At 73.3% G+C, this 23765-nt stretch carries 23 protein-coding genes; 12 read left to right on the top strand and 11 right to left on the bottom strand.

From position 1 onward, the window contains the following. Positions 1 to 14: 14 nt before the first annotated feature. The 3 genes from AB0J46_RS16230 to AB0J46_RS16240 are packed head-to-tail and all read left to right on the top strand — an operon-like array spanning position 15 to position 3871. Positions 15 to 2369, top strand: coding sequence for a glycoside hydrolase family 3 C-terminal domain-containing protein (locus AB0J46_RS16230; protein ID WP_364331874.1), 2355 nt, complete (start codon positions 15 to 17; stop codon positions 2367 to 2369). Positions 2370 to 2426: 57 nt separating this feature from the next. Beyond that, complete coding sequence (locus AB0J46_RS16235) at positions 2427 to 3107, top strand: DUF4191 domain-containing protein (RefSeq protein ID WP_352323051.1); 681 nt, start codon at positions 2427 to 2429, stop codon at positions 3105 to 3107. Beyond that, a complete protein-coding gene (locus AB0J46_RS16240; RefSeq protein WP_364331877.1) occupies positions 3107 to 3871 on the top strand; it encodes a class I SAM-dependent methyltransferase in 765 nt (254 codons plus the stop codon). The genes AB0J46_RS16235 and AB0J46_RS16240 overlap by 1 nt, the downstream gene beginning before the upstream one ends. Here AB0J46_RS16240 and AB0J46_RS16245 read toward each other — a convergent pair. The 4 genes from AB0J46_RS16245 to AB0J46_RS16260 are packed head-to-tail and all read right to left on the bottom strand — an operon-like array spanning position 3852 to position 7120. Continuing rightward, positions 3852 to 4793: a hypothetical protein gene (locus AB0J46_RS16245; RefSeq protein ID WP_364331880.1), complete on the bottom strand. Its 942-nt coding sequence runs from the start codon at positions 4791 to 4793 to the stop codon at positions 3852 to 3854. The genes AB0J46_RS16240 and AB0J46_RS16245 overlap by 20 nt on opposite strands. Further along, positions 4793 to 5416, bottom strand: coding sequence for a TetR family transcriptional regulator (locus AB0J46_RS16250; RefSeq protein WP_364331883.1), 624 nt, complete (start codon positions 5414 to 5416; stop codon positions 4793 to 4795). Before AB0J46_RS16250 ends, AB0J46_RS16245 begins: the two co-directional genes overlap by 1 nt. A 49-nt stretch (positions 5417 to 5465) precedes the next feature. Then, positions 5466 to 6662 carry an MFS transporter gene (locus tag AB0J46_RS16255; RefSeq protein WP_364331886.1) on the bottom strand — a complete coding sequence of 399 codons (1197 nt, stop codon included), beginning with the start codon at positions 6660 to 6662 and terminating at the stop codon, positions 5466 to 5468. Then, the gene (locus AB0J46_RS16260) at positions 6659 to 7120 is read right to left on the bottom strand and encodes an RDD family protein (RefSeq protein WP_352323046.1); all 462 of its coding nucleotides are present in this window, start codon (positions 7118 to 7120) and stop codon (positions 6659 to 6661) included. The genes AB0J46_RS16255 and AB0J46_RS16260 overlap by 4 nt, the downstream gene beginning before the upstream one ends. A 77-nt stretch (positions 7121 to 7197) precedes the next feature. Between AB0J46_RS16260 and AB0J46_RS16265 the strand changes: the two genes are divergently transcribed. The 3 genes from AB0J46_RS16265 to AB0J46_RS16275 all read left to right on the top strand — a co-directional run bounded on the left by AB0J46_RS16265 (position 7198) and on the right by AB0J46_RS16275 (position 10214). Continuing rightward, on the top strand, positions 7198 to 8220 hold the full coding sequence (locus AB0J46_RS16265; protein ID WP_364331890.1) for a hypothetical protein: 1023 nt from the start codon (positions 7198 to 7200) through the stop codon (positions 8218 to 8220). A 95-nt stretch (positions 8221 to 8315) separates the two neighbouring features. Then, positions 8316 to 9740, top strand: coding sequence for a type I glutamate--ammonia ligase (glnA, locus tag AB0J46_RS16270; RefSeq protein WP_364331893.1), 1425 nt, complete (start codon positions 8316 to 8318; stop codon positions 9738 to 9740). Between the two features lie 240 nt (positions 9741 to 9980). Next, entirely contained in the window at positions 9981 to 10214 is a 234-nt protein-coding gene (locus AB0J46_RS16275; protein WP_364331896.1) for a hypothetical protein, read from the top strand. Positions 10215 to 10239: 25 nt separating this feature from the next. Here AB0J46_RS16275 and AB0J46_RS16280 read toward each other — a convergent pair whose 3' ends face one another. Both AB0J46_RS16280 and AB0J46_RS16285 read right to left on the bottom strand, forming a co-directional pair. Next, the gene (locus AB0J46_RS16280) at positions 10240 to 10962 is read right to left on the bottom strand and encodes a phenylalanine--tRNA ligase beta subunit-related protein (protein ID WP_364331899.1); all 723 of its coding nucleotides are present in this window, start codon (positions 10960 to 10962) and stop codon (positions 10240 to 10242) included. Next, positions 10959 to 12233, bottom strand: a complete 1275-nt coding sequence (locus AB0J46_RS16285) for an MFS transporter (protein WP_364331902.1) — start codon at positions 12231 to 12233, stop codon at positions 10959 to 10961. Before AB0J46_RS16285 ends, AB0J46_RS16280 begins: the two co-directional genes overlap by 4 nt. Before the next feature lie 83 nt (positions 12234 to 12316). On the opposite strand from AB0J46_RS16285, the gene AB0J46_RS16290 reads away from it, so the two are divergent. Continuing rightward, complete coding sequence (locus AB0J46_RS16290; protein ID WP_364331905.1) at positions 12317 to 13144, top strand: LysR family transcriptional regulator; 828 nt, start codon at positions 12317 to 12319, stop codon at positions 13142 to 13144. Positions 13145 to 13157: 13 nt separating this feature from the next. Here AB0J46_RS16290 and AB0J46_RS16295 read toward each other — a convergent pair whose 3' ends face one another. Both AB0J46_RS16295 and AB0J46_RS16300 read right to left on the bottom strand, forming a co-directional pair. After that, positions 13158 to 14201 carry a hypothetical protein gene (locus AB0J46_RS16295; protein WP_364331908.1) on the bottom strand — a complete coding sequence of 348 codons (1044 nt, stop codon included), beginning with the start codon at positions 14199 to 14201 and terminating at the stop codon, positions 13158 to 13160. A 33-nt stretch (positions 14202 to 14234) separates the two neighbouring features. Beyond that, positions 14235 to 17156, bottom strand: a complete 2922-nt coding sequence (locus AB0J46_RS16300) for a bifunctional [glutamine synthetase] adenylyltransferase/[glutamine synthetase]-adenylyl-L-tyrosine phosphorylase (RefSeq protein ID WP_364331911.1) — start codon at positions 17154 to 17156, stop codon at positions 14235 to 14237. An 82-nt stretch (positions 17157 to 17238) separates the two neighbouring features. On the opposite strand from AB0J46_RS16300, the gene AB0J46_RS16305 reads away from it, so the two are divergent. Continuing rightward, on the top strand, positions 17239 to 17802 hold the full coding sequence (locus AB0J46_RS16305) for an HXXEE domain-containing protein (protein ID WP_364331914.1): 564 nt from the start codon (positions 17239 to 17241) through the stop codon (positions 17800 to 17802). A gap of 33 nt (positions 17803 to 17835) precedes the next feature. On the opposite strand, the gene AB0J46_RS16310 is transcribed toward AB0J46_RS16305, so the two are convergent. Further along, entirely contained in the window at positions 17836 to 18522 is a 687-nt protein-coding gene (locus AB0J46_RS16310; protein WP_364331917.1) for a type 1 glutamine amidotransferase, read from the bottom strand. 113 nt (positions 18523 to 18635) lie between these two features. Here AB0J46_RS16310 and AB0J46_RS16315 point away from each other — a divergent pair, with 113 nt between their 5' ends. Next, entirely contained in the window at positions 18636 to 19484 is an 849-nt protein-coding gene (locus tag AB0J46_RS16315; RefSeq protein WP_364331920.1) for an alpha/beta hydrolase, read from the top strand. A gap of 44 nt (positions 19485 to 19528) precedes the next feature. Here the strand turns inward: AB0J46_RS16315 and AB0J46_RS16320 are convergent, their stop codons facing one another. Further along, the gene (locus AB0J46_RS16320; RefSeq protein WP_352353435.1) at positions 19529 to 20242 is read right to left on the bottom strand and encodes a hotdog fold domain-containing protein; all 714 of its coding nucleotides are present in this window, start codon (positions 20240 to 20242) and stop codon (positions 19529 to 19531) included. A 445-nt stretch (positions 20243 to 20687) separates the two neighbouring features. Between AB0J46_RS16320 and AB0J46_RS16325 the strand changes: the two genes are divergently transcribed. After that, the gene (locus AB0J46_RS16325) at positions 20688 to 21281 is read left to right on the top strand and encodes an ABC transporter ATP-binding protein (RefSeq protein ID WP_364331923.1); all 594 of its coding nucleotides are present in this window, start codon (positions 20688 to 20690) and stop codon (positions 21279 to 21281) included. A gap of 45 nt (positions 21282 to 21326) precedes the next feature. Beyond that, positions 21327 to 21671 carry a YciI family protein gene (locus AB0J46_RS16330; protein ID WP_364331926.1) on the top strand — a complete coding sequence of 115 codons (345 nt, stop codon included), beginning with the start codon at positions 21327 to 21329 and terminating at the stop codon, positions 21669 to 21671. A gap of 26 nt (positions 21672 to 21697) precedes the next feature. On the opposite strand, the gene glnA (AB0J46_RS16335) is transcribed toward AB0J46_RS16330, so the two are convergent. After that, positions 21698 to 23059 (bottom strand): type I glutamate--ammonia ligase, encoded by a 1362-nt coding sequence (gene glnA / locus AB0J46_RS16335; protein ID WP_352353441.1) that lies wholly within the window; start codon positions 23057 to 23059, stop codon positions 21698 to 21700. 153 nt (positions 23060 to 23212) lie between these two features. On the opposite strand from glnA (AB0J46_RS16335), the gene AB0J46_RS16340 reads away from it, so the two are divergent. Beyond that, entirely contained in the window at positions 23213 to 23758 is a 546-nt protein-coding gene (locus AB0J46_RS16340) for an EF-hand domain-containing protein (RefSeq protein WP_364331930.1), read from the top strand. Positions 23759 to 23765: the final 7 nt, after the last annotated feature.

The raw sequence follows: 23765 nt of genomic DNA on the forward strand, positions 1-23765 counted from the left end.
TGAACACTGATGCCGTGGAACTCGACGAACTGATCGCCCGGCTCGACCTCGCCACCAAGATCCGCCTGCTCACCGGGGCCGGCATGTGGTCCCTTCCGCCGATCCCCGAGATCGGGCTCGACCGGCTCGTGATGAGCGACGGCCCGATCGGCGTCCGCGGCGAGCAGTGGACCTCCGCCGACCCGTCGATCGCGCTGCCCAGCCCGACCGCGCTCGCGGCCACCTGGGACGTGGAGCTCGTCCGGCGGGCCGGCGCGCTGCTGGCCCAGGAGGCCCGGCGCAAGGGCGTGCACGTGCTGCTCGCGCCCACGATCAACCTGCACCGCTCCCCGCTCGGCGGCCGGCACTTCGAGTGCTTCTCGGAGGACCCGTACCTGACCGGCGAGATCGGCGCGGCCTACGTCGAGGGCGTGCAGGAGGGCGGCGTGGCCACCACGCCCAAGCACTTCGTGGCCAACGACTTCGAGACCGACCGCTTCACCGTGGACGTGCGGGTCGACGAGAAGACGCTGCGCGAGGTGTACCTGCGGCCGTTCGAGCGGGTGGTGCGGGCCGGCGCGTGGGGGCTGATGACGGCCTACAACGCGGTGAACGGCACCACCATGACCGAGCACTCCGCCCTGGTCAACGGCGTGCTGAAGGACGAGTGGGGGTTCGACGGGCTCGTCGTGTCCGACTGGACGGCCGTGCGCAGCACCGAGGCCGCCGCCCTCGGCGGCACCGACGTGGCCATGCCCGGCCCGTTCGGCCCGTGGGGGGACAAGCTGGAGGCCGCCGTCCGGGAGGGGCGGGTGCCCGAGTCGGTGGTCGACGACAAGGTCCGGCGCGTCCTGCGGCTGGCCCGGCGCACGGGCGCGCTCGGCGGCGGCGAGCGGCCCTCCCCCGGCTCCATCGACGGCCCCATCGACGGACTCGCGCTGGCCCGCGAGGTGGCCGCGCGCGGGTTCACCCTGCTCACCAACGACGGCGTGCTGCCGCTGCGGGACGTGCGCACGCTCGCGCTCATCGGCTCGGCCGCCGGCGAGGCCCGGGTCATGGGCGGCGGCAGCGCCCAGGTCTTCCCCGACCGGATCGTCTCGCCGCTGGCCGGGCTGAGCGCGCTGGAGGGCGTCGAGGTCCGGCACGCCGTCGGGACCGACCCGCGGATCCGCCTGGCGCCACTGGCCTGCCCGGTCGTGGCGCAGTTCCTCGACGCGGGCGGCGGCCTGCTGGCCGAGCATCCCCTGGCGGCCGCCGAGGCGCGCTGGGTCGGCCAGCTGCCGCCGGACGTGGACGGCGAGCGGCTCGGGGCGGTGCGGCTGCGGGCGACGTACACGCCGGGCACGTCGGGCCGGCACGAGCTGTCGGTGGCGGGCGTGGGCGCCTTCACCGTCACGGTGGACGGCGAGACCGTCCTGGACGCGACGATCGAGCCGGAAGGGGGCGATCCGGCGGCCGCGTTCCTGTCGCCGCCGGAGCGGCGCTTCGCCGTCGAGATGGCCGCGGGCGAGTCGTATGAGCTGAGCGTGACGCATCCGGCGGGGGCCTTCGGGGGCATGGCGTTCGTGGCGTACACGCTGGGCCACGCCGACCCGGCGCCGGGGCCGGACGAGCTGATCGCCGAGGCCGTGCGGGTGGCGGCGGACAGCGACGTGGCGGTGGTCGTGGCCTCGACCACGCCGGAGGTCGAGAGCGAGGGCTTCGACCGCGAGACCCTCGCGCTCCCCGGCCGCCAGGACGAGCTGATCCGCGCCGTGGCCGCGGCCAATCCGCGCACGGTGGTCGTGGTCAACGCGGGCTCGCCGGTGGAGATGCCGTGGGCGGACGAGGTCGCGGCCGTGCTGCTGACCTGGTTCCCCGGGCAGGAGGCCGGGTCAGCGCTGGCCGACGTGCTGTCGGGCCGCGCCGAGCCCGGCGGCCGCCTGCCCACCACATGGCCCGCCACGCTCGCGGACGCCCCCGTCACGGACGTCACCCCCGTGGACGGCGCTGTGGCCTACGACGAGGGCACGTCCATCGGGTACCGGGCCTGGGAGCGGTCCGGGCGGGTTCCGGCCTTCTGGTTCGGCCACGGCCTCGGCTACACGACGTGGAGCTACGACTCCATCGCCGCCGAGGGCACGACCGTGACCGTCGCGCTGACCAACACCGGCGACCGCTTCGGCCGCGAGGTCGTGCAGATCTACCTCTGCCGGGGCGCCGACCGCCGTCTGGCCGGGTTCGACGTGGTCGAGGCCGGGCCCGGAGAGACCGTGATCACGACCGTGTTCCTGCCCGACAGCGCCTTCCAGGTGTGGGAGGACGGCTGGCGCACGGTCGAGGGCGAGTACACGCTCCAGGCGTCGCACCACGTCGCGGACCCGAGGCTGTCGACCACGGTGAAGATCTAGCGACAAAGGCCGGTCGCGTTTTCCATAGTGCACCAGTTGGTTTGTATCCTTCTGAGCATGGCAAAGTCCGAGGATCCAGAGAAGCCGGGGCGCATCAAGCAGCTCCGCATGATCGCGCAGATCATCAAGCAGGCCAATCCCAAGGGGATGCCGATCGTCTTCCTCTCGGCGGTGGGCACGCTGGCTGTGGTCGTCGTGATCGGCCTGGTCACGGACTACCTGTGGTATTCGGTGTTCATCGGCGTCCTGGCCGCGCTCACCGTCGGGCTGGTCGTCTTCGGCCAGCTCGCCCAGAAGGCCCAGTACTCGATCCTGCACGGCCAGACCGGCGCCGCCGCCGCGGTCCTGCAGGGCATGCGGGGCAACTGGCAGGTCACCCCGGCCATCGCCGTCAACCGTGACCAGGACCTGGTCCACCTCGTCGTCGGCTTCCCGGGGGTCGTGCTGGTCTCCGAGGGGCCGGGCAACCGGGTGGCCAAGATGCTCGCGGCCGAGAAGAAGCGGGTCGCGCGCGTGGTGCTGGGCGTCGAGATCTACGACATCCAGTGCGGCGACGGCGAGGGCCAGGTGCCGATCGCCAAGCTCCAGCGGCACATCATGAAGCTGCCGCGCAACCTGAAGAAGCCCTCGGTCAACGAGGTCAAGGACCGGCTGCGCTCGCTGCCGAAGAACCTGCCGATGCCCAAGGGCCCGATGCCCAAGGGAGCCCGCATGCCGCGCGGCCCGAAGATGCGCTAGTGCTGTCGGTCTCCTCGCGGGCCAACCGCCACTGGTGGGACGGCAACGCCGACGACTACCAGGTCGAGCACGGCGGCTTCCTGCGGGACACCGGGTTCGTCTGGTGCCCCGAGGGCGTCGACGAGGCCGAGGCGCGCCTCCTGGGCGAGGTGCGCGGCCGGCGGGTGCTGGAGATCGGCTGCGGCGCGGCGCAGTGCGCGCGGTGGCTGGTGACGCAGGGGGCCCGGGTGGCCGCCTTCGACATCTCCCACCGGCAGTTGCGCCACTCCCAGCGCATCGACCTCGACACCGGCCTGCGCGTGCCCGTGGCGCAGGCCGACGCCGAGTCGCTGCCGTACGCGTCCGGGGCCTTCGACCTGGCGTGCTCGGCGTACGGGGCGCTGCCGTTCGTGGCCGACCCGCTGGCGGTCTTCCGCGAGGTGCGCAGGGTGCTGCGGCCGGGCGGCCGGTTCGTGTTCTCGGTGAGCCACCCGATCCGGTGGGCCTTCCCCGACGATCCCGGCCCGCGCGGGCTCACCTCCGACCGCTCCTACTTCGACCGCTCGCCCTACGTCGAGCAGGACGACGACGGCACCCCCTCCTACGTCGAGCACCACCGCACGATGGGCGACTGGATCGGCCTGCTGGCCGCCTCCGGGCTGACCCTCACCGGCCTGCTGGAGCCGGAGTGGCCGCAGGGCCACGAGCGGGCGTGGGGTGGCTGGAGCCCGCTGCGCGGCCGGCACATCCCGGGCACGGCCATCTTCACCTGCGCGAATACCTAGCCGCCAGCGCCGCGAAGACCTCCTTGGGCTCCCAGCGGGTCTCGTCGAGCATCCGGACCACGCCGTAGGAGCCGAGGTCGTCGGCGCCGCGCCGGTTGTAGGCGGCGAAGGTGAACCAGAACGCGGCCGCCAGGCCCTCGGCCTCGAAGACGTCGAGCAACTCCTCCAAGTAGCGGACCTGCTCGCCCTCGTCGGGCACGGCCCCCTCGGGCACCAGCCACGCCGAGCCGCCCCGCTCCGCCGCGCCCTTGTAGGCGCAGGTGCCGAACTCGGTGGCGGCCACCGGCTTGCCGTGGGCGAAGTGGGCGCGCACCTCCGCCGGGAAGTCGGCGGCGTTGTAGGCGGCGCGGTAGGCGTCGACGCCGACGATGTCGAAGGGCGTCCAGTCGACGAACTCCCAGGGGCCCGACGCGTACGTGAGCGGGCCGCCGAACCGGGCCCTGACCGCCGCGGCGGCCTCGGCCAGGAAGGCGTTGAAGCGGGGCGCGACGTCGGCGGCCGTCGTCTGCCACCAGGCCAGGTCGGCCGTCGTCATGGCCTGCAGGCGCTCGCCGTACGTGGCGCCGGGGATGAAACCGTGGCAGAACGCGCTCGTCTCGCACCCGGCGACCAGCACCACCTCGGCGCCGGTGCGGCGCAGGGACTCGGCGCGGGCGGCGCAGTCGGCGTAGAGGGCGACGGCCTGCTCGGGGGTGGCGTCCACGGGGAAGGGCGCGAACCACACCTCCAGACCGGCCGCCGCGGCCCGCTCGGCCGCGACGGAGAGCCGGTCGGGATCGCCGCCGGAGACGCGGACGGCCGTGCAGTGGAGCTCGTCGGCGATCACCCGCATCTCGCGGGCGACGACGTCGGGATCGAAGGTCCGGCGGCTGAGCTGCGGGCCGTTCAGAAACCCAGTATCATAGTTAATCCCTTTTTTCACTATTTTCCTCCTTTTATGGATGAAAAGCCGTTTTCGAGGAGATCGAAGGCCGTCTCGACGTCGTCCGCCAGCAGCCGGCCCGCCTCCTCCAGCGAGCCCCCCGAGGCGAGCCGGTGGAAGAACGTCTCCTGCAGCGTGGTGATCGTGGCGGTGATCTGGGCCGCCATGAGCTGGGCGGTCAGGCCGCCCGCGGGCGCGCCCACAGCCTCGGCCAGCGCCGCGGCCAGCGCGTGCCGCTCCCCCGCGTGGGTCTGCTGGACGGCCGCCAGCAGCGCCGGGGTGGCCGCGATCACCCGGACGCGGGTCAGCAGCCCCTCCACGTCCACGTCCCGCGCCCCCTGGGCGGCCATCGTCCGGTAGTGCTCGCGCAGCGCGCCGAGCGGCGAGACGCCCGGCGCCCGGCCCGCCACGATCGCGGCCGTGTCCTCCGTGACGCCGTCGAGGGCCAGGCACTCCTTGCTGGGGAAGTACGCGAACAGCGTGACCTTCGCGACCCCGGCCGCCTCGGCGATCTCGTTGACCGTCACCGCGTCGTAGCCGCGCTCGGCGAACAGTCGCAGAGCCGTCTCCGCGATGCGCCGCCGCGTCTGCTCCTTCTTGCGCTCCCTGAGCCCCGCCATCATGGCTCCACGATAACCGTACCGGGTAGGAAAACAAACCCGGTATGGGTTTCTACTCCGCGGTGCTCATCGGCGCGCGGGCGGCCAGAGCGGCGGTGGCGGCGAGCACGGCGGCGCTGAGCGCGAAGACGCCGAGCACGCCGGTGGCCCCCGCCACCACGCCCGCCAGGGCGGGCACCAGCACCTGACCCAGCCGGTTGCCGGTCAGGCGCAGCGCGAGCGCCGTGCCGCGCTCGCCGGCCCGCGCGCGACCGGCCACCCAGGACAACGTCAGCGGCTGGCCCAGCCCCAGCGCGAACCCCATCAGCGCGACCACCGGCACCGCGGTGGCCGGGCCGCACAGCGGCAGCGCGGTGACGGTGACCGCGGCGGCGACGGTGCTGGTCACCAGGACGGCGCGGCGGCCGTACCGCAGGACCAGGCGTTCCATGGCGAGCCTGCTCGCCATGGTGGTGGCGGCCCGCAGCGCCAGCAGCGCGCCGACCGCGACCACCCCGGCGCCGCGGCTCTGTCCCCAGGCCGGCAGGTACGCCAGCACCAGGTCGATCGTGGACACGGTGGCCAGGCTCGTGACCAGGGCCTGCCACATGCCCTCTTGGCCGAGCGTGCCGCGCAGCGGGAAACGCCGGACGGCGGCCCGCCCGCGCGCCGGGCCCGGCCCGTCGGTCCACAGGCTCGCCAGCCCCGCCACCAGCCCGAACCCGGCCGCCACGACGAGGGCGGGCCCGACGCCGGCCGCACCCCCCGCGTCGCCGCCGGTGGCGAGCGTGCCGCCGGCCACCAGTGCCGCGGCGGACGGCCCGGCGAGCTGGCCGAGCGAGGTGAACACGGTGAAGCGCGCGTAGGCGCGGTCGTGGCCCCCGGCGGCCACCCGGTTGGCGATGACGGCCTGCTGGGCGACGACGGACAGCAGGTGCCCGAGCCCGAACAGCGCGTTGAGCAGTACCAGCGCCCACAATGAGCGGGCCACGGCCAGGGCCAGGGCGCTGCCGGTGATCAGCGCGGCGCCCAGCAGGGCCGCGCCGCGCTCGCCGGAGGCGTCCACCCAGCGCCCGACGGAGACGGCCGCGAAGAGCGGGAGCACCGAGAATCCGGCGGTGATGAGCCCGATGCCGAGGTTGCCCGCGCCGATCTCGATGGCCCGGTAGCTGACCATCGGACGGGCCGCGAACGTCGCCGCCTGCACGCACACCGCCGCCACCATGAGCGGGCCGAACCACCGGCCCGCCCCGGCCCGGCGGGTCGTCACATCCGGACGACCACGGTGTTGGACACCCGGTCGTGCACCCCGCGGTGGTCACGGTCCCAGATCAGGGCCGGCAGGGCCAGGCCGAGCAGGACGGTGCGCACCAGCACGGGCAGCAGGCGGGGCGCGCCGCCGTCCATGGCGGCGACGCGGACGCCGGCCAGCCGGTGGCCGAAGGTCTGGCCCATGAAGCCGACGAGCAGCAGGTATTGGAGCGCGAACACCAGCACGGGCGCCCACGGGGACTCGGCCGGGTTCATCCTGAGCAGCAGCTGCACGACGACCCAGGTGCAGATCATCCAGTCGATCACGAGCGCGGCGATCCTGCGCCCCCACCCGGCGACCGATCCGCTGCCCTCCTCGGGCAGCCCGAGGCGCTCACCCGGGTATCCGAGGTCGATCCCGGCGGACCGGATGCCGCCCAGCCAGGTCTGCGTCCACCGAGGCTCGTTGCTGCTCATGCCGTCAACGGTATCCGGCCCCCGGGGCGGTCGGCATCGTGACCCAACCGCGCTCTGCCCTCGCCATCATGGTCGCCATGCCACACGGGGATGACCTTGACGCGCGCTTCAACGAGGTGATCGCGCAGATCGACGAGGGCGAGCGCCGCAGGATGCGCTCGTCCGCCGCCAAGGGGGCCAAGGAGGGCGTGACGCGGCAACGCGCGCCACGCCCGCCGCGGCGGGACCGCTTACCCGCCGATCACGTGCCGGTCGACCGCGGTCCGCGCCGGCTGGGGCGCATGTCGGTCGCCCTGATCGCGTTGTGCGCGATCGTGGGCGCCGCGGGGCTCGTGGTCACCTACCGCCCCGACCTGCTCGGCGGGAACCCCGGCCTGGAGGCCCTGTCCGTGCCCGCGAACCCCGTGGCCCCGGACGACCCCTTCGCCGGCTCGCCCGCCGAGCACTACGCCGACGGCGCCGCGGGCCTCGTGATGCCGGCGGCGAAGGCGCTGGGCGGCCTGTCGAAGGCGGAGGTGGCCAAGGGCCTGGAGCGCACCCGCGCCCTGCTGGCGGCCGCCCTGCTCGACCGCGAGACGCTGCTGGGCGGCAGGCCCAAGGCGTTCGCCGGACTGCTCGACCCCGACCAGCGCGTGGAGTTCTCCAAGGAGCTGGGCGGCAAGAAGTACGACAGCCGCCAGATGGTCAACAGCTTCGCCCCCGGCAGCGCCGAGCTCGCCACCGACGTGGTCAAGATCAACGGCGCCGCCCGCCTCGGCACCTTCCGGGAGGACGGGCTGCACGGCGTCAAGGTCGACGTGAACTACCTGGCCGTCTACGCCGTGCGCCGCCCCGGCGTGCCGGCCACCACCATGCGGCTGGTCTCGCAGCTCAGCGGCGAGGTGCAGCTGTACCGCTCGGACGGCAAGCCGGCCCTGTGGGTGAAGTGGGGCATGAGCAGCACCCCGGCCGACTGCGACATCGACGACGGGTTCGTCCACCCCGTCTACGAGGACGACCCGCCCGGTTCCGTCGCGCCGACGGGCCCGGCCACCGACCCCTACGACCTGGACGTCCGGCCGGATTTCGACGGAGGCTGCGACACGTCCCAGGGGACGTGACCCTGCGTAACACATGCGAAACAATCGAGACACCGTACGGAAACGGCCGCGACCTAGCGTCGGCATGATGGCCAGTCCCTCAGGGAGGTTCGAGAGTGTTCAACTCCGCCGACGACGTCCTGAAGTTCATCAGTGACGAAGGGGTGCAGTTCGTCGATGTCAGGTTCACCGACCTGCCGGGGACGACGCACCACTTCACCTTCCCGGTCGAGAACTTCGGCGCGAACGTCTTCACCGACGGGCTCATGTTCGACGGCTCGTCCATCCGCGGCTTCCAGGCGATCCACGAGTCGGACATGCTGCTGCTGCCCGACCCGTCCAGCGCGGTGCTCGACCCGTTCCGCCAGCACAAGACGCTCAACCTGAACTTCTTCGTGCACGACCCGCTGACCGGCGAGGCCTACAGCCGCGACCCGCGCAACGTGGCGCGCAAGGCCGAGGAGTACCTCAAGGGCACCGGCATCGCCGACACGGCCTACTTCGGCCCCGAGGCCGAGTTCTACATCTTCGACGACGTGCGCTTCGAGACGAAGGCGAACGCCGGCTACTACTACATCGACTCCATCGAGGGCGCCTGGAACACCGGCAAGCGCGCCGAGGGCGGCAACCTGGGCTACAAGCCGCGCTACAAGGGCGGCTACTTCCCGGTGCCGCCGATGGACCACTTCACCGACCTGCGCTCGGAGATGGTGCGCAACCTCATCGAGTGCGGCATCGACGTCGAGATGCAGCACCACGAGGTCGGCACGGCGGGCCAGGCGGAGATCGATTTCAGGTTCGGCACGCTGCTCAAGACGGCCGACAACCTGATGCTCTACAAGTACGTCATCAAGAGCACCGCCCTGGAGTACGGCCACACCGTCACGTTCATGCCCAAGCCGATCTTCGGTGACAACGGCTCCGGCATGCACTGCCACCAGTCGCTGTGGAAGGACGGCTCGCCGCTGTTCTACGACGAGGTCGGCTACGCGGGCCTGTCCGACACCGCCCGCTACTACATCGGCGGCCTGCTGCGGCACGCGCCGTCGCTGCTGGCCTTCACCAACCCGACGGTCAACTCCTACCACCGCCTGGTCCCGGGCTACGAGGCCCCGGTCAACCTGGTCTACTCCCAGCGCAACCGCTCGGCCTGCGTGCGCATCCCGATCACGGGGTCCAACCCGAAGGCCAAGCGCATCGAGTTCCGCGTGCCCGACCCGTCGTGCAACCCGTACTTCGCCTTCTCGGCGATGCTGATGGCGGGGATCGACGGCATCCGCAACAAGATCGAGCCGCCGGAGCCGATGGACAAGGACCTCTACGAGCTGCCGCCGGAGGAGGCCCGCCAGGTGCCGCAGGTGCCCGGCTCGCTGCCCGAGGTGCTCGACGCGCTGGAGGCCGACCACGACTACCTGCTCGAAGGCGGCGTGTTCACGCCCGACCTGATCGAGACGTGGGTGTCGTACAAGCGGGAGAACGAGGTCGACCCGATCCGCCTGCGTCCGCACCCGCACGAGTTCGAGCTGTACTACGACGTGTGAGGCCGCGGTTCTCCCATCGGGAGAACCGCGGAACGAAAGGGCCCGGCGCCGATGACGGCGCCGGGCCCTTTCCCGCTCACTCCCGCGAAACGGAGCCACCGCGCCCTCCGGGCCGGTCGTCCGGCCCCGCAACGGCCGGTTGGGAGGGCTCTGGCGGGGTTCGCCGAACGCGGTTACCTTGATCCCAGATCACGCAACCGGCCATCGGCCGAACGCGCCCGAAGGATCTGGAGGACCGTCATGAGGATCAGACGAGGGCTGTTAGCCGGGGTGCTGGCCGCCGGCGCGCTCTGTCTCGGTTCGACCCCGGCTCACGCCATCCCGCCGCCGCCACCCGGCGGCGACCTCCTCGTCGTCTTCGCCTACTTCAACGGCGACCAGCTCGTCGGCCAGCGCTGGTTCGGCTGCGGCCAGCCCGCCGGCGAGTGGGGCATCCTGTCGGGCACCCAGAAGGTCTACTTCACGCCCTGCTGAGCCGTGAGCGGGGACCGCCCCGTGGTCAGAAGTCGAAGCGGGGCGCCGACGCGGTGAGGATCTCCGACTTCGGCGACACCGGCCACAGGGCGGTCAGCTCGTCGTAAAGGGCCGTGGCCAGGCGTTCGACGTCGGCGCGGGCCGTCTCGTGCAGGGCCTCGGCCACGATGAGCACGTCGGTGGTGGTGTCGCGGACCGCCGACAGGCCGCTCTGCCGGTTGGTCCAGCGGCGCGCGTGCGCCTGGTCGTCCGCGTCGGCGAAGATCACTTCTCCGGCGGCCGGGTGCTCCGTCTCGCCGGAGAAGGTCAGGTACGTCTCCTCGCCCGAGGCGTACCGCACCTCGACGAAGCCGGAGACGCGGGAGACGTCGAACACCGCCACCGGCACGGCGAAGGCGATCGAGACCGCGTTGCACAGGTCGATCAGGGGATGCAGGCGCGGCAGTGCGCCCTCCTTCCGGAAACGGCGCAGCAACGACTCCGACGCGCACCGGTACTGCGTCGGCTTGAGCCCCATCCGGGTGAACGCCCGCCGCCACGCCTGGATCTCGGGCAGTTCGCTCTCGGGGGCGGCCCGCCGGGCGGCCAGGTCGCAGTAGCGGGCCACCTGGTCCTCGACGCGGGCGGCGGCGTCGACGCCCGCCACGTGGAGCGCGAAGGGCACCAGGTCGGGGAAGTCCCGCCAGATCTCCGCGGAATGCTGGAAACGCACTGTCACCTCGCCGGTCGTCTGACTCGTGCGCCTCACGATACTGCGGCGGCCTCCCGCCGTCCCCGCGCGGCATGCCGGGCGCGGGCGGCGGCCAGGGCGTAGCAGCCGAACGTCGCCGCCGTCAGGACGGCCGCGGCGAGCAGGGGCCGCCCGACGACGCCCAGCACCGCCACGCCGAGGGTGGCGCCGACCTGGCGGGAGGCGTTCAGCACGCCGCCCGCGGTGCCGGCCGTGCCCGCGGGCGCGGCGTTCACCATGCCCGCCATCAGCGCCGGGAACACGAACGACAGCCCGAACCCCATGACCACCAGCCAGGGCGCGAGCACGTCGGTGAACGCCACCCCCGCCAGGCCGGCCGCGAGGAGGGCGAGACCGCCCAGGATCGGCGGACGCGGGCCGTAGCGGGCCACCAGGCGGCCGGTGAGCAGCGGGTTCACCGTCATGGGCAGGGTGAGCGGCAGGAAGGCGAGCCCGGCGGCGACCGGCGACAGGTGGCGGGTGTCCTGGAGAAGGAGGGTGAGCACGAACAGCGCGCCGGAGAAGGCGAAGTTGGCGACCGTCCCGGCCAGCAGCTCCGGCCAGGTGGCGGCGAGCAGGCCGCCGGGCAGGGCGGGGGCGTGGCTGCGGCGCTCCACCAGCACCAGCGCCACCAGGACGGCCACGGCCAGCGCGGCGGCGAGCGCGGAGGTGTCGATCAGGGCCTCGGCGACCAGACCGAGCAGCACGCAGGCCAGGGCCTGGACCTGCCAGTCGATCCGGCGGGAGCCGCGCGGGGAGACGACGTTCCGCATGATCAGCAGGCTGGCCACCGCGAAGGGCACGTTGACCAGGAAGACCGCGCGCCAGCCGGACAGTCCGACCAGGAGGCCGCCGAGCAGGGGGCCGGCGGCCAGCGCCGAGCCGGTGACGGCCGCCCACAGGCCGGTGGCGCGGGCGCGGGCGGCGGGCGCCGGGAACATCTCGGCGAGCAGCCCGAGCGAGCCGCCGGTGCACAGCGCCGCGGCCACGCCGAGCAGCGCGCGCAGCACGACCAGCACGCCCAGGTCCGGCGCCGCCGCGCTGAGCAGCGACAGCGCGCCGAACAACGCCACCCCGGCCTTGAAGACGCGGGCCGCGCCGAACCGGTCGGCCACGGCGCCCGCGGTGAGCAGCGACGCGGCGAATGCGACGGTGTAGGCATTGACCGCCCACTGCTGCCCGGCCAGCGAGCCGCCGAGGGAGGCGCGCAGGTCCGGCAGCGCGATCGTCAGCACGGTCGTGTCGAGGATCACCAGGAAGTAGGCAAGGGAGAAACCGAACATTCGCATGCCCACAGCCTGGTCAAACGCCGCATTTCCCCTCAACAGGCGGCGCCGTACGGGGCATTCGGGAAAACCTTATGCTGCTTTATATGGACTTGCGGCAGTTGAGGGGCTTTGTCGCCGTCGCGGGGGCGGGCACCGTCACCGGCGCGGCGAACGCGCTCGGCCTGGCCCCGGCGTCGGTGTCGGAGCAGGTGCGCAGGCTGGAGGGCAGCCTCGGCGTGCCGCTGTTCGAGCGCACGCCCCAGGGCATGCGGCTGACCGAGGCCGGCGCGGCGCTGCTCGGCCGCGCGCAGGGCCTGCTCGACCACGCCGAGGAGGTGCGCCGCGCGGTCACCGGCCGGCGCCGCCGGGTGCGCGTCGGCGCGCTGGAGATGCTGGCCGCGGCCCGGCTGCCCGCCGTGCTGCGCCGCCTGTCCGAACGCCGCCCCGACCTGGACGTGGACGTGCGCTCCCTGATGCGGCAGGACCTGCTGGCCCAGGTGGCCTCCGGCGACCTGGACGCGGCGCTCCTGCTCGACCTCGGCCCGCGGATCGGCGGCCTCGGGTTCACCCCGCCGCCCGGCATGGACTTCCTCGACGTCGGCGAGGTCGCGCTGTCGCTGGTCGCCGCGCCCGACGGCGAGCGGGAGCCGCTGCTGGTGAGCCCGCCCGGCTGCTCGATCCGGCTCGCGGCCGACCAGGCGTTCGGCCCGGACGTGCCGCGCAGGGAGCTGACCAGCATCGCCACCGCCCGCGAGTGGGCCAGGCAGGGCTTCGGGCAGGCCCTGCTGCCGGACTTCGCGCTGGGCGCCGACCTCGGCTCCGGCGCGCTGGTCGCGCTCGACTGCCGGGCGCCCGCGCTGGCCCTGCGCCTGGTCTGGCTGCGCGGGCGCGAGGAGTCGCTGCGGGACGTGCTGTACGCCATGAGCGCCTGAACCGGCGGCCTGCTCACTGGTCCTTGCGCCGGGCCTTGATGCCGGTGATGCGGCGGAACACGTCCCACCAGAAGGGGGCGCCGAACAGCAGGGCCACGTACGTCAGCAGGTAGCCGGGCCAGTGGCTGGGGGTGGTGAGCCGGCTCCACCAGGTGGCGCCGTTCCAGTGCAGCGTGGGGTCGCCCTCGGCCGGGATGGCGATGCTGACCAGCGCGTGCTGGAGCATCTGGACCATCGCGGGCTCGCTGAGCGTCTCGGTGATGCACGGCACGGGGTCGGACTGGCCGCACCGGGCCTTGAGCTCGTCGTAGGCCGCCGGGCCCGCCTCGGCCACCGCGGTCACCGAGGCGCGGAAGGCGTTGTCGCGCAGCAGCGTCTTGCCGTACTCCAGGCCGTCCATGGTGAACAGCAGCGTGACCAGGAGGCCGAGGACGGCCACCACCCACTTGACATAGCGCTTGTACAACATCGACAGGCGTTCCATCTCGCCGTCGAACCAGGTCTCGACGCCCTGCCTGAACCGGTCGAGGTCGCGCTGCGCGGTCTCCCAGACGCCGCGCAGGTGGCCGTACAGGGGGCTGCCCATCTCCTTGAGCTTGGCCAGGAAGCCCTCGACGCCCTCGGGCTCGGCGGCCGCCATCTCCATCAGGGCGACGGCGAAGCGCCCCGGCGGGATGTCGGCGATGCTCGTCCGGCCCTTCGTCGGGTGGTCGATCTCCTGGACGCGTTCGTACAGCAGCCGGACCATGGCGTCCTGCGCCTCGGTCTCGGCGACCGGCAGCGTGCCGGGCTCGGCGGGGGCGGGCTGGTCGCTGTGGACCGGCCGGGGATCACGGGAGAACGGCAGCGCGGCGAACACGTCGCGCACCTTGGCGGGCAGCCACGACCTGCCATGCGCGTCGGCGCCGTCGAGGGTGTCCCTGAGGTAGGCCCACAGGAACTTGCTGCGGATCGCGAGCAGGCGCACGAACGCCTCGTTGACCCCGCTCACCAGCAGGGAGAGCAGCAGGAACGACACCACCAGGCCGAGGGCCAGGTCCACGTAAACGGATAACACCTGCGTCTTGATACACCCGGCCGCGGACCGGGATCAACCCCCGTAGAAGACGCGCTCGACGACCTGGCGGGCGCGGCGGGTGACGCGGCGGTAGTCGTCGAGGAAGTCCTCCGAGCCGTCCGGCGGGTAGCCGAGCGTACGGGCGATGAGCCGGCGCTCCCCCGCCTCGGCCGGCACGCTGTCTCCCGGCCTGCCCCGGACCAGCATGATCGCGTCGCGGACCCGGGAGGCGAACCGCCACGCCTCGGCCAGCACGCGCTCGTCGTCCGGGGCGAGCAGCCCCTCGGCCGAGGCCGCGCGCAGCGCCCCGATGGTACGGGTGGTGCGCAGGGCCGGCACTTCGCCCGCGTGGCAGAGCTGGAGCAGCTGGGCCACCCACTCCACGTCCGACAGCCCGCCGGGGCCGAGCTTGGTGTGCAGGGCGGGGTCGGCGCCGCGCGGCAGCCGCTCTGCCTCCATGCGCGCCTTGAGCCGCCTGATCTCCCTGATCGCGTCCTCACGCAGCCCGCCGGCCGGGTAACGCAACTCGTCGATCACGGACGTGAACGCGGCGCCGAGCGAGGCGTCGCCGGCCGAGAAGCGGGCGCGCAGCAGCGCCTGCGCCTCCCACGGCGACGACCAGCGGGCGTAGTAGGCCCGGTAGGAGGCCAGCGTGCGCACCAGCGGCCCCTGGCGGCCCTCGGGGCGCAGGTCGGGGTCGATGAGCAGCGGCGGGTCGGGCGCGGGCAGCGACAGCAGCCGGCGCAGCTCGTTGGCCACGGCGAAGGCGGCGTCGGTGGCCTCCCGCTCCTCGACGCCGGGCAGCGGCGAGTGCACGAACATCACGTCGGCGTCGCTGGCGTACGAGCACTCCATGCCGCCGAGCCGGCCCATGGCGATGACCGCGAACCTGGTCGCGTCGGGGGCCTTGGCCAGCGCGGCGTCGAGCGCCGCCTGCAGGGTCACGTCGGTGAGCGACGACAGGGCCGTGCCGACGGCCTCGATGTCGAGGAGCCCCGAGATGTCGGCGACGGCCGTGCGGAACAGCTCCCTGCGGCGCAGCCCGCGCACGGCCGCCACCGCGGTCTCCGGGTCGCCGGCGTGCCGGGACACCGCGGCCGACGCCTCGCCGCGCAGCGACTCGGGCGGGCGCACGGCCAGCTCCGCGTCGGAGCCGAGCATCGCGACCGCGTCGGGGGCGTGCATGAGCAGGCCGGTGGCGTAACGGCCGGTGCCGAGCACCCGGGCCATGCGGGCGGCCACCGCCGTCTCGTCGCGCAGCAGCCGCAGGTACCAGGGGGTGCTGCCGAGCTTGTCGCTGACCTGGCGGAAGCCGAGCAGCGCCGCGTCGGGGTCGGGCGTGTCGGCGAACCAGCCGAGCATGACGGGCAGCAGCGTGCGCTGGATGGCCGCGCGCCTGGACACGCCCGTGGACAGCGCCGCGATGTGCCGCAGGGCGCCGCTCGGATCGACGTAACCGAGCGCCTCCAGCCGGGCCGCCGCCGCGGCCGTGGACAGCCGCGCCTCCGACTCCGGCAGCCGGGCCACCGCCTGGAGCAGCGGCCGGTAGAACAGCTTCTCGTGCAGCCGCCGCGCCTCCATGGCGTGCCGGCGCCACCGGGCGGTGAACTCCCCCACCGGGTCGGCCTGCATGCCGAGGGCGCGGCCGAGCCTGCGCAGGTCGGCCTCGTCGGTGGGCAGCAGGTGGGTACGCCGCAGCCGGTGCAACTGCAACAGGTGCTCGACCTGGCGCAGGAACGAATACGCCTCGGCGAGCCCGCGCGAGTCGTCGCGGCCGACGTAGCCGCCGCGGGAGAGGGCGGCCAGGGCCGGGAGGGTGGCCCGGCGGCGCAGCAGCGGGTCGAGCCTGCCGTGCACGAGCTGCAGGAGCTGGACGGCGAACTCGATGTCGCGCAGCCCGCCGGGCCCCAGCTTGAGCTGCCGCTCCCCCTCGGCGCGCACGTGCGACTCGACGCGGCGGCGCATGGCCTGGACGTCCTCGACGAAGTGCTCGCGGGTGGCGGCCGTCCAGACCAGGTCGTTGACCGCCTGGACGTAGGACTCGCCGAGCTCCTGGTCGCCCGCCACCGGACGGGCCTTGAGCAGCGCCTGGAACTCCCAGGTCTTGGCCCAGCGGCGGTAGTAGGCCAGGTGGCTGGCCAGGGTGCGGACCAGCGGACCCGACCGCCCCTCGGGGCGCAGACCGGCGTCGACCTCCCACAGCGAGCCCTCCTGGGTGGCCGCCGTGCAGGCCCGCATCATGGCCTGGGCCAGCCGGGTCGCCGACCGCAGCGCCTTGGTCTCGTCGGCGCCCTCGCGCGGCTCGGCGACGAAGATCACGTCGACGTCGCTGATGTAGTTGAGCTCGCGCGCGCCGCACTTGCCCATGCCGATGACCGCCAGGCGCGCCTCGGAGTCGTCGACCTCGGCGCGGGCGATCGCGAGGGCGGCCTCCAGCGCCGCGCCGGCCAGGTCGGACAGCTCGGCCATGACCTCCGGGAGCGTGGCCTGCCCGGTGAGGTCGCGGGCGGCCAGGTGCATGAGCCGGCCCCGGTAGGCCACCCGCAGCGCCACCAGCGGGTCGGGGTCGCCGGCGCGCGGCTCGGGCTCGCCGGGCTCGGCGCCGACGGCGCGCAGCAGCGCGGCGCGCGCCTCGCCCAGCTCGGGCTCGGCCAGCAGGGCCGTCTGCCCGGGATGGCGGACCAGGTGCTCGCCGAGCGCGGCGCTGACGCCCAGCACGGCGAACAGGCGCGCCCTGAGCCGCTCGTCCTCGCGGACCGCGGTCAGGACGGTCGGCTCGCGCTCGGCCAGGCGGGTCAGCGAGACCAGGGCCAGGTCGGGATCGGCCACGGCGACCAGGGACTCCAGGAGGTCGTCGAGGTCGGCCGGGGTGCGGTCGAGCAGCTGGGCGGCTCTGGCACCGTCGGCGAAGCCGAGCTTGGCGAGGCGTGCGGCGGTCGATTCGATCCTGGGCACCTGCTCATCTTGACAGGTGGCTTCCGGAAAGCCGTAGAGTACAACGCAACGTAGCGTTGTTTTTTGCTGAGGAGGGGACGACATGAGCCGGATGCCCGCGGCGGTGACCTGGGGATTGCTGGCGGCCTGGGCCGTGCACGACGCCGAGGAGCTGGCGACCATGGCGGGGTGGGCGCGGCGGGCCCGTCCCCGGCTGGAGCGGATGTACCCGGGGGTGCCGTGGGAGCGGCTGGAGGTGTCGCAGGCGCGGGTGAACGTGGCGATCGGGCTGATGGGCGGCGTGGTGGCGGGGGCCTCGGCGCTGGGGGCGCGCAGCGGCGGGCGCAGCCCGGTGTTCCAGGCGGTGCTGGCCGGGTTCGGGCTGCACGGGGTCGTCCACCTGGCGCAGGCGGCCGCCACGCGGGGGTACACGCCGGGGGTGGCGACGGCGCCGCTGGTGGTGATCCCGTTCTCGGCGTGGGCGTGGCGGCGGTTGCGGCGGGCGGGGGTGGTGGCGGCGCCGGGACGGGCGACCGCGTTCGGGCTCGCGGCGCTGCCGCTGACGGTGGGAGGCGTGCACGCGATCGCCCACCTGCTCACCCGCCGCCACGACCGGGCCGCCGAGTCATCGGCCACGGACGGCCTCGGCCACGACCGCTGGTTCTGACCCGCCCCGGCGTCTCGCCCCCGGCCGCCCCTGTCAGGTCGGGCGGGAGGCTTCGACCACCTGGGCGAACGCCTGCGCCACCGGGCGCCAGGTCGCTACCAGGGCGGGCTCGGCGGCCTTGACGGCGGCGTTCAGGTCCTCGGCCGACTCCAGGTCCGACTCCGCCGTCCAGGAGGTGAAGATCTCCGGGGTGGCCTCGGGGTGGAACTGCACCGCCCAGGCGCGCTCGCCGACCCGGTAGGCCTGGTTCGGGTACTGGGCCCCGGTCATCAGCGGCACCGCGCCCTGCGGCAGCCGCGTCATGGCGTCCTGGTGGTACTGGATGGCGGTGGCCCGGGCCGGGACGCCGGACAGCAGCCGGTCGGAGGCGGCGGCGGGCAGCGCGACCACCTCGCACGCCCCCACCTCCAGGCCGTTCCCGCCGCGCTCGACCGTGCCGCCGAGCGCCATGGTGAGAAGCTGGGCGCCGAGGCAGATGCCCAGCGTGGGCGTGCCCTCCGCCACGGCGCGGCGCAGCAGGGCGCGGGTGGCGGGCTGCCAGGGGCTGCGCTCGTCCTCCCAGGCGGCCGCGGCGCCGCCGAGCACGATCAGGCCGTCGGCGGCCCGCTCCGGCACCGGCTCGCCCCGGTACGGCCGTACGACGTCGCAGGTCAGGCCCAGCCAGTCCACCAGGTGGCCGAGCCCGGCGCCGGCCTCGTGCTCGATCACAGTGATGCGCATATCGGGTAATTTATCCGCATTTTTTGGCGAAAACGCCCTTACGCCCGCCGTGCGAAGTGCCCGCCCGACGGCCGGTGATTCCCGCTCCCGGACGGCGTCCCTAGGATCCGGCTATGAGATTCGACGAAGTGGACGGGCTCCGCGTCGCCACGTTCGGCACCGGCCCCCGCAAGGTCATCGCGGTCCACGGCATCAGCGCGTCGCTGATGGCCTGGGGCGCGGTCGGGCGGCGGCTGCCCGAGGAGTGGTCGCTGATCGCGATGGACCTGCGCGGCCGTGGTCACAGCGCCTCCCTGCCCGGCCCGTACGGGCTGCCCCGGCACGCCGAGGACGTCCTGCGCGTCGCCGAGCACGTCGGCGCGGGCCCGGACGCGGTGCTGGCCGGCCATTCGATGGGCGCGTACGTGGCCGTGCTGGCCGGGGCCGAACGCGACTTCGACCGGGTCGTCCTGGTGGACGGCGGCCTCCCCCTCCCCCTGCCGGAGGGCGAGGACCCCGACGCCGCGCTGGCGGCCACGCTCGGCCCCGCGCTGGCCCGGTTGCAACGGACGTTCGCCTCCCCGGAGGAGTACGTGGACTTCTTCAAGGCCCACCCCGCCTTCGTCGGCCATTGGAGCCCCGACGTGGAGGCGTACGTGCGCTACGACCTCGACGGCCCCGAGGGCGCGCTGCGCTCGCGGGCGGTCGGCGAGGCCGTGATGGCGGACGGGCGCTGGATGCGCACCGAGACCGCCCGGATCGCCGCCGCGCTGGCCGCGATCAAGGCGCCCACCCACCTGCTCAGGGCCCCGCGCGGCCTGCTGGACCAGGACACCGGCATGCTCCCCGACGAGGTCGCCCGCACCTGGACCGCCCGCGTGCCCGGCCTGCGCGACGAGGTCGTGCCCGACTGCAACCACTACACGATCCTGTTCGACGAGCAGCCGGTGACGACCGTCCTGGAACGGATCACCGGGGCATGAGAAAGGCCCCCGAGCCGGGCTCGGGGGCCGTTCGCAGACGCGGGTCAGCGTGGAGCGATCCACGTGGCGCGGGCGGCGGCCACCAGGGTGCCGTCGTCCTCGTAGATGCCGCTCTCGCCGTACATCTTGCGGCCGTCGCGGCCGGTCGGACGGGCCACGACGGAGTAGCGGCCGCCCGGCAGCACCGGGCCGTTGATCTGCACGACCAGGCGGCCGAGCAGGGCCGACTCGCCGGGGCCGAAGTGCGCCCAGCCGGTGATGCAGTCGAGCACCGCGCCCACGATCGAGGCGGGCACGCCGTCCTCGCCGCTCACCGTGAACGGCACCCGCCACCCGGCGGCGACCAGGTCGGAGCCCTCCACCGGGCCGGGGAAGATGCGCAGGCCGTCGCCCGGCTCGCGCAGGCCGCAGGCGAAGCACTCGGCGAACGGGTGGGCCTGCAGGCCGACGAACCCGGCCTCGGCGCGGGCGGCGTCGGTGAACGGCACGAACCCGGGCCCGGTCAGGGTCTCGGCAACGGGGATGGCCTCGACCAGGACCTTGTCGCCGTCGGACAGCGAGACGCTGTTGGCGACGTGCTCCAGGCGCAGCTCGGTCTCCAGGGGCGTGGGCGCGTGCAGCGTGACCTCGACCGCTGATCGGCCGCCGTTCAGCGCCTCTGCCATGGTGCCCGCGATCCAGCCGCCGTTGGCGACTCCCACCGGGCCCCGGAAACGCTCGGGAACGGTCAACACGGTCTGCAGGGCAGCCGTCGTCATGCCACACCCTCCAATATCGCCCCAGAAGGCGAGAAGTCCGGAAATATCGTAAAGAGTAGGCCGATTTTACTGGACTCCCGGATTACCACGATGCTGGGGGTCCCTGACCGACGGCCGACTCATGCCATAACGCCACAGGCGTGGCCGAAACTTCCCCGGCCGCCCCCGGCCGTCCCCTCCCAGGGTCGGCGCCGTCCATGGCACGGATGTGACTCGGGGGTGAGGAACAACGAAAATCGGCCCCAACCCGGAGCCGCATCTGTATCCGGGGTGAGACCGATCAAGGCGTCGGCAGTACCTTATCCCGTGATTTCCCCGCCCCGGGCCCATTCCCGGTGAATCCCGTCGGACCGTTCCGGCGGCCGGGCCCGCCCGGCACCCGCCTCCGCGCCCTATGCTGGCGCGAACAGGGGTCGAAGCGAATCCGATCGGGCGGGGTGGGTCTGTGCAGCGGGCGACGTTACGCTTTCCGCCCGGGTCGCTGGTCGTGCTGACCGGGCTGCCCGGCGCCGGCAAGACCACGCTGCTGCGCCGCCTCTACGGCCTCCACGGCGCCGAGAGCGCGCCCGTCGCCGCCGACGCGGTCGTGGTGATCGACTCGGGGCAGTCCCGCCTGCGCTGGGACGGCCGGATCCTCTGGGCTCCCCGTCCGGTGCGCCGCGCCGTGGTGTTCGCCACCCACCTGAGCCGCATCAGCCGGGCGCTGGCCGGCGGGCGAGCGGTCCTCGCGCACAACCGGGGCTGCGCCACGTACGTGCTGAGGGGGTTCGCCTGGCTGGCCCGCAGGCAGCGGGCGAGCTTCCACCTGCTGCTGCTCGACGCGCCGCCGGAGGCGGCGGTCGCCGGGCAGCACGCCAGGGGCCGGGTGGTCGCGCCCCGCACGTTCGCCCGCCACCGCCGCCGCTGGGAGAGCCTGCTGGCGCGGGTGACCGGCGGCGACCCGGCCCCGGCCGTCAGCGCGCACGTGCTCACCCGGGCCGAGGCCGACCTGCTGGAGCACATCGTCTTCGACAGCGCCGACCGCGCCCCCGCCGACTGACGGCGTCCCGGGGGGATGCGGACGCACGAGGAAGGACCACGCCCCATGAAGCAGTACCTGCTCACGCTGTTCGAGCCTGACGGCCCGCCGCCCGAGCCCGCGGTCCTGGAGCCGATCATGCGCGACATCGGCGCGGTCGAGGCGGAGATGCGCGCGGCCGGCGTGTGGGTCTTCTCCGGCGGCCTGGCCCCGGCCGAGCAGGCGTCGGTGATCCGGATGCGCGCGGACGAGCCGTTCACCACCGACGGCCCCTACACCGAGGGCAAGGAGCACGTCGGCGGGTTCACCGTCATCCGGGCCCCCGACCTGGAGGCCGCGCTGGAGTGGGGACGCCGGCTCGCCCGCGCCGTGGGCGTGCTGCCGGTCGAGGTGCGCGAGTTCAAGGGCTGAACCGGGCGGATCTCCCCCGCCCGGCCTCACAACACCGGCAGGTAGCGGCCCAGCTCGAACTCGGTGACCGTACGGCGGTACTCGCGCCACTCGGCCCGCTTGTTGCGCAGGAAGAAGTCGAAGACGTGCTCGCCCAGCGTCTCGGCCACCAGCTCGCTGCGCTCCATGACGGCGATGGCCTCGTCGAGCGAGCCGGGCAGCGGCTGGATGCCCAGGGCCCGGCGCTCGGCGCTGGTCAGGGTCCAGACGTTGTCCTCGGCGGCCGGCGGCAGCTCGTAGCCCTCCTCGATGCCCTTGAGCCCGGCGGCCAGCACCAGCGCGAAGGCCAGGTACGGGTTGCACGCCGAGTCGAGGGAGCGGAACTCGATGCGGGTCGAGCCGCCCTTGTGCGGCTTGTACATGGGCACCCGGACCAGCGCCGAGCGGTTGTTGTGCCCCCAGCACACGTAGGAGGGCGCCTCGCCGCCCTGCCCCGCGATGGCCTCGGCGCCGCCCCACAGCCGCTTGTAGGAGTTGACCCACTGGTTGGTGATGGCGGTGATCTCGGCGGCATGCCGCAGCAGGCCCGCGATGAACGAGCGGCCGATCTTCGACAGCCGGTAGTCGGTGCCCGCCTCGTGGAAGGCGTTGCGGTCGCCCTCGAACAGCGACATGTGCGTGTGCATGCCCGAGCCGGGGTGCTCGGTGAACGGCTTGGGCATGAACGAGGCCCAGATGCCCTGCTCCAGGGCGACCTCCTTCATGATCAGCCGGAACGTCATGATGTTGTCTGCCGTGGTGAGCGCGTCGGCGTAGCGCAGGTCGATCTCCTGCTGGCCGGGGGCGCCCTCGTGGTGGCTGAACTCGACGGAGATGCCCATCGACTCCAGCATCATGATCGCCTGGCGCCGGAAGTCGTGGCCGGAGCTGTGGGGCGTGTGGTCGAAGTAGCCGCCGGAGTCGATCGGCTCGGGCCGCTGCCCGGCCTCGGGACGGTTCTTCAGCAGGAAGAACTCGATCTCGGGGTGGGTGTAGAAGGTGAAGCCCATGTCGGCGCACTTGGCGAGCGTGCGCTTGAGCACCCAGCGCGGGTCGGCGTGCGACGGGGTGCCGTCGGGCATCAGGATGTCGCAGAAGATGCGCGCCGCGCCCGGCGTCTCGCTGCGCCAGGGCAGGATCTGGAACGTCGAGGGGTCGGGCTTGGCCAGCATGTCGGACTCGTAGACGCGGGCGAAGCCCTCGATCGCCGAGCCGTCGAAGCCGATGCCCTCGGCGAAGGCGCCTTCCAGCTCGGCGGGCGCGATCGCGACGGACTTGAGGAAGCCGAGGACGTCGGTGAACCAGAGCCGGATGAACCGGATGTCGCGTTCCTCTAGCGTGCGGAGCACGAACTCCTGCTGGCGGTCCAAGGCGTCCCCTCGTTGAAGACGGTGCGGGTCTTGATATCAGCATGCCGTGCCCGTGTTTCGCACACGTTACGGGGGGTGCCGGTGCGAGCCTCACTGACAAAGGGGCCGCCCAGATCTACTGTGATCACGCAGTTAGTCTCGGGGGAGGCATTGGTGGCTATCGACCTGCTCAATCACAAGCTCGATCGGGCGTTCGACCACATCGACGCGAACGGCAACGGCGTCGTCGAACGGGAGGACCTGCTGGGGCTGGGCGCACGCCTGCTGGTGGGTTTCGGGGAGTCCCCCACCTCGGTCACCGGCAACCGGCTCGTCGGCAGCTTCGACGGCATCTGGTCGACGTTGTCGCGGGCGCTCGACCGCGACGGCGACTCCGGCATCGCGCGTACGGACTTCCGCGGCGGGATGACGGCGGCGTTCGTCACCGGCGACCGGTACGAGCCGGTGTTCCGGCCGGCGACGGTGGCGGTGGCCCAGCTCTGCGACGGCGACGGCGACGGCCTGATCCGGCCGGGCGAGTTCCGGACGATGCTCAGCGCGTTCGGCACCGCCTACGACGACGTGGACGAGGCGTTCGACCGGCTCGACCGGGAGGGCAGAGGCGCGCTCACCGTCGAGGAGCTGATCCGCGCGGCCGAGGACTACTACCGCAGCTCAGACCCGAACGCCGCGGGCAACTGGCTTTACGGTCCGCTGTGAACACGGC

This window comes from Nonomuraea sp. NPDC049758, assembly GCF_040674635.1.
Lineage (GTDB): Bacteria > Actinomycetota > Actinomycetes > Streptosporangiales > Streptosporangiaceae > Nonomuraea.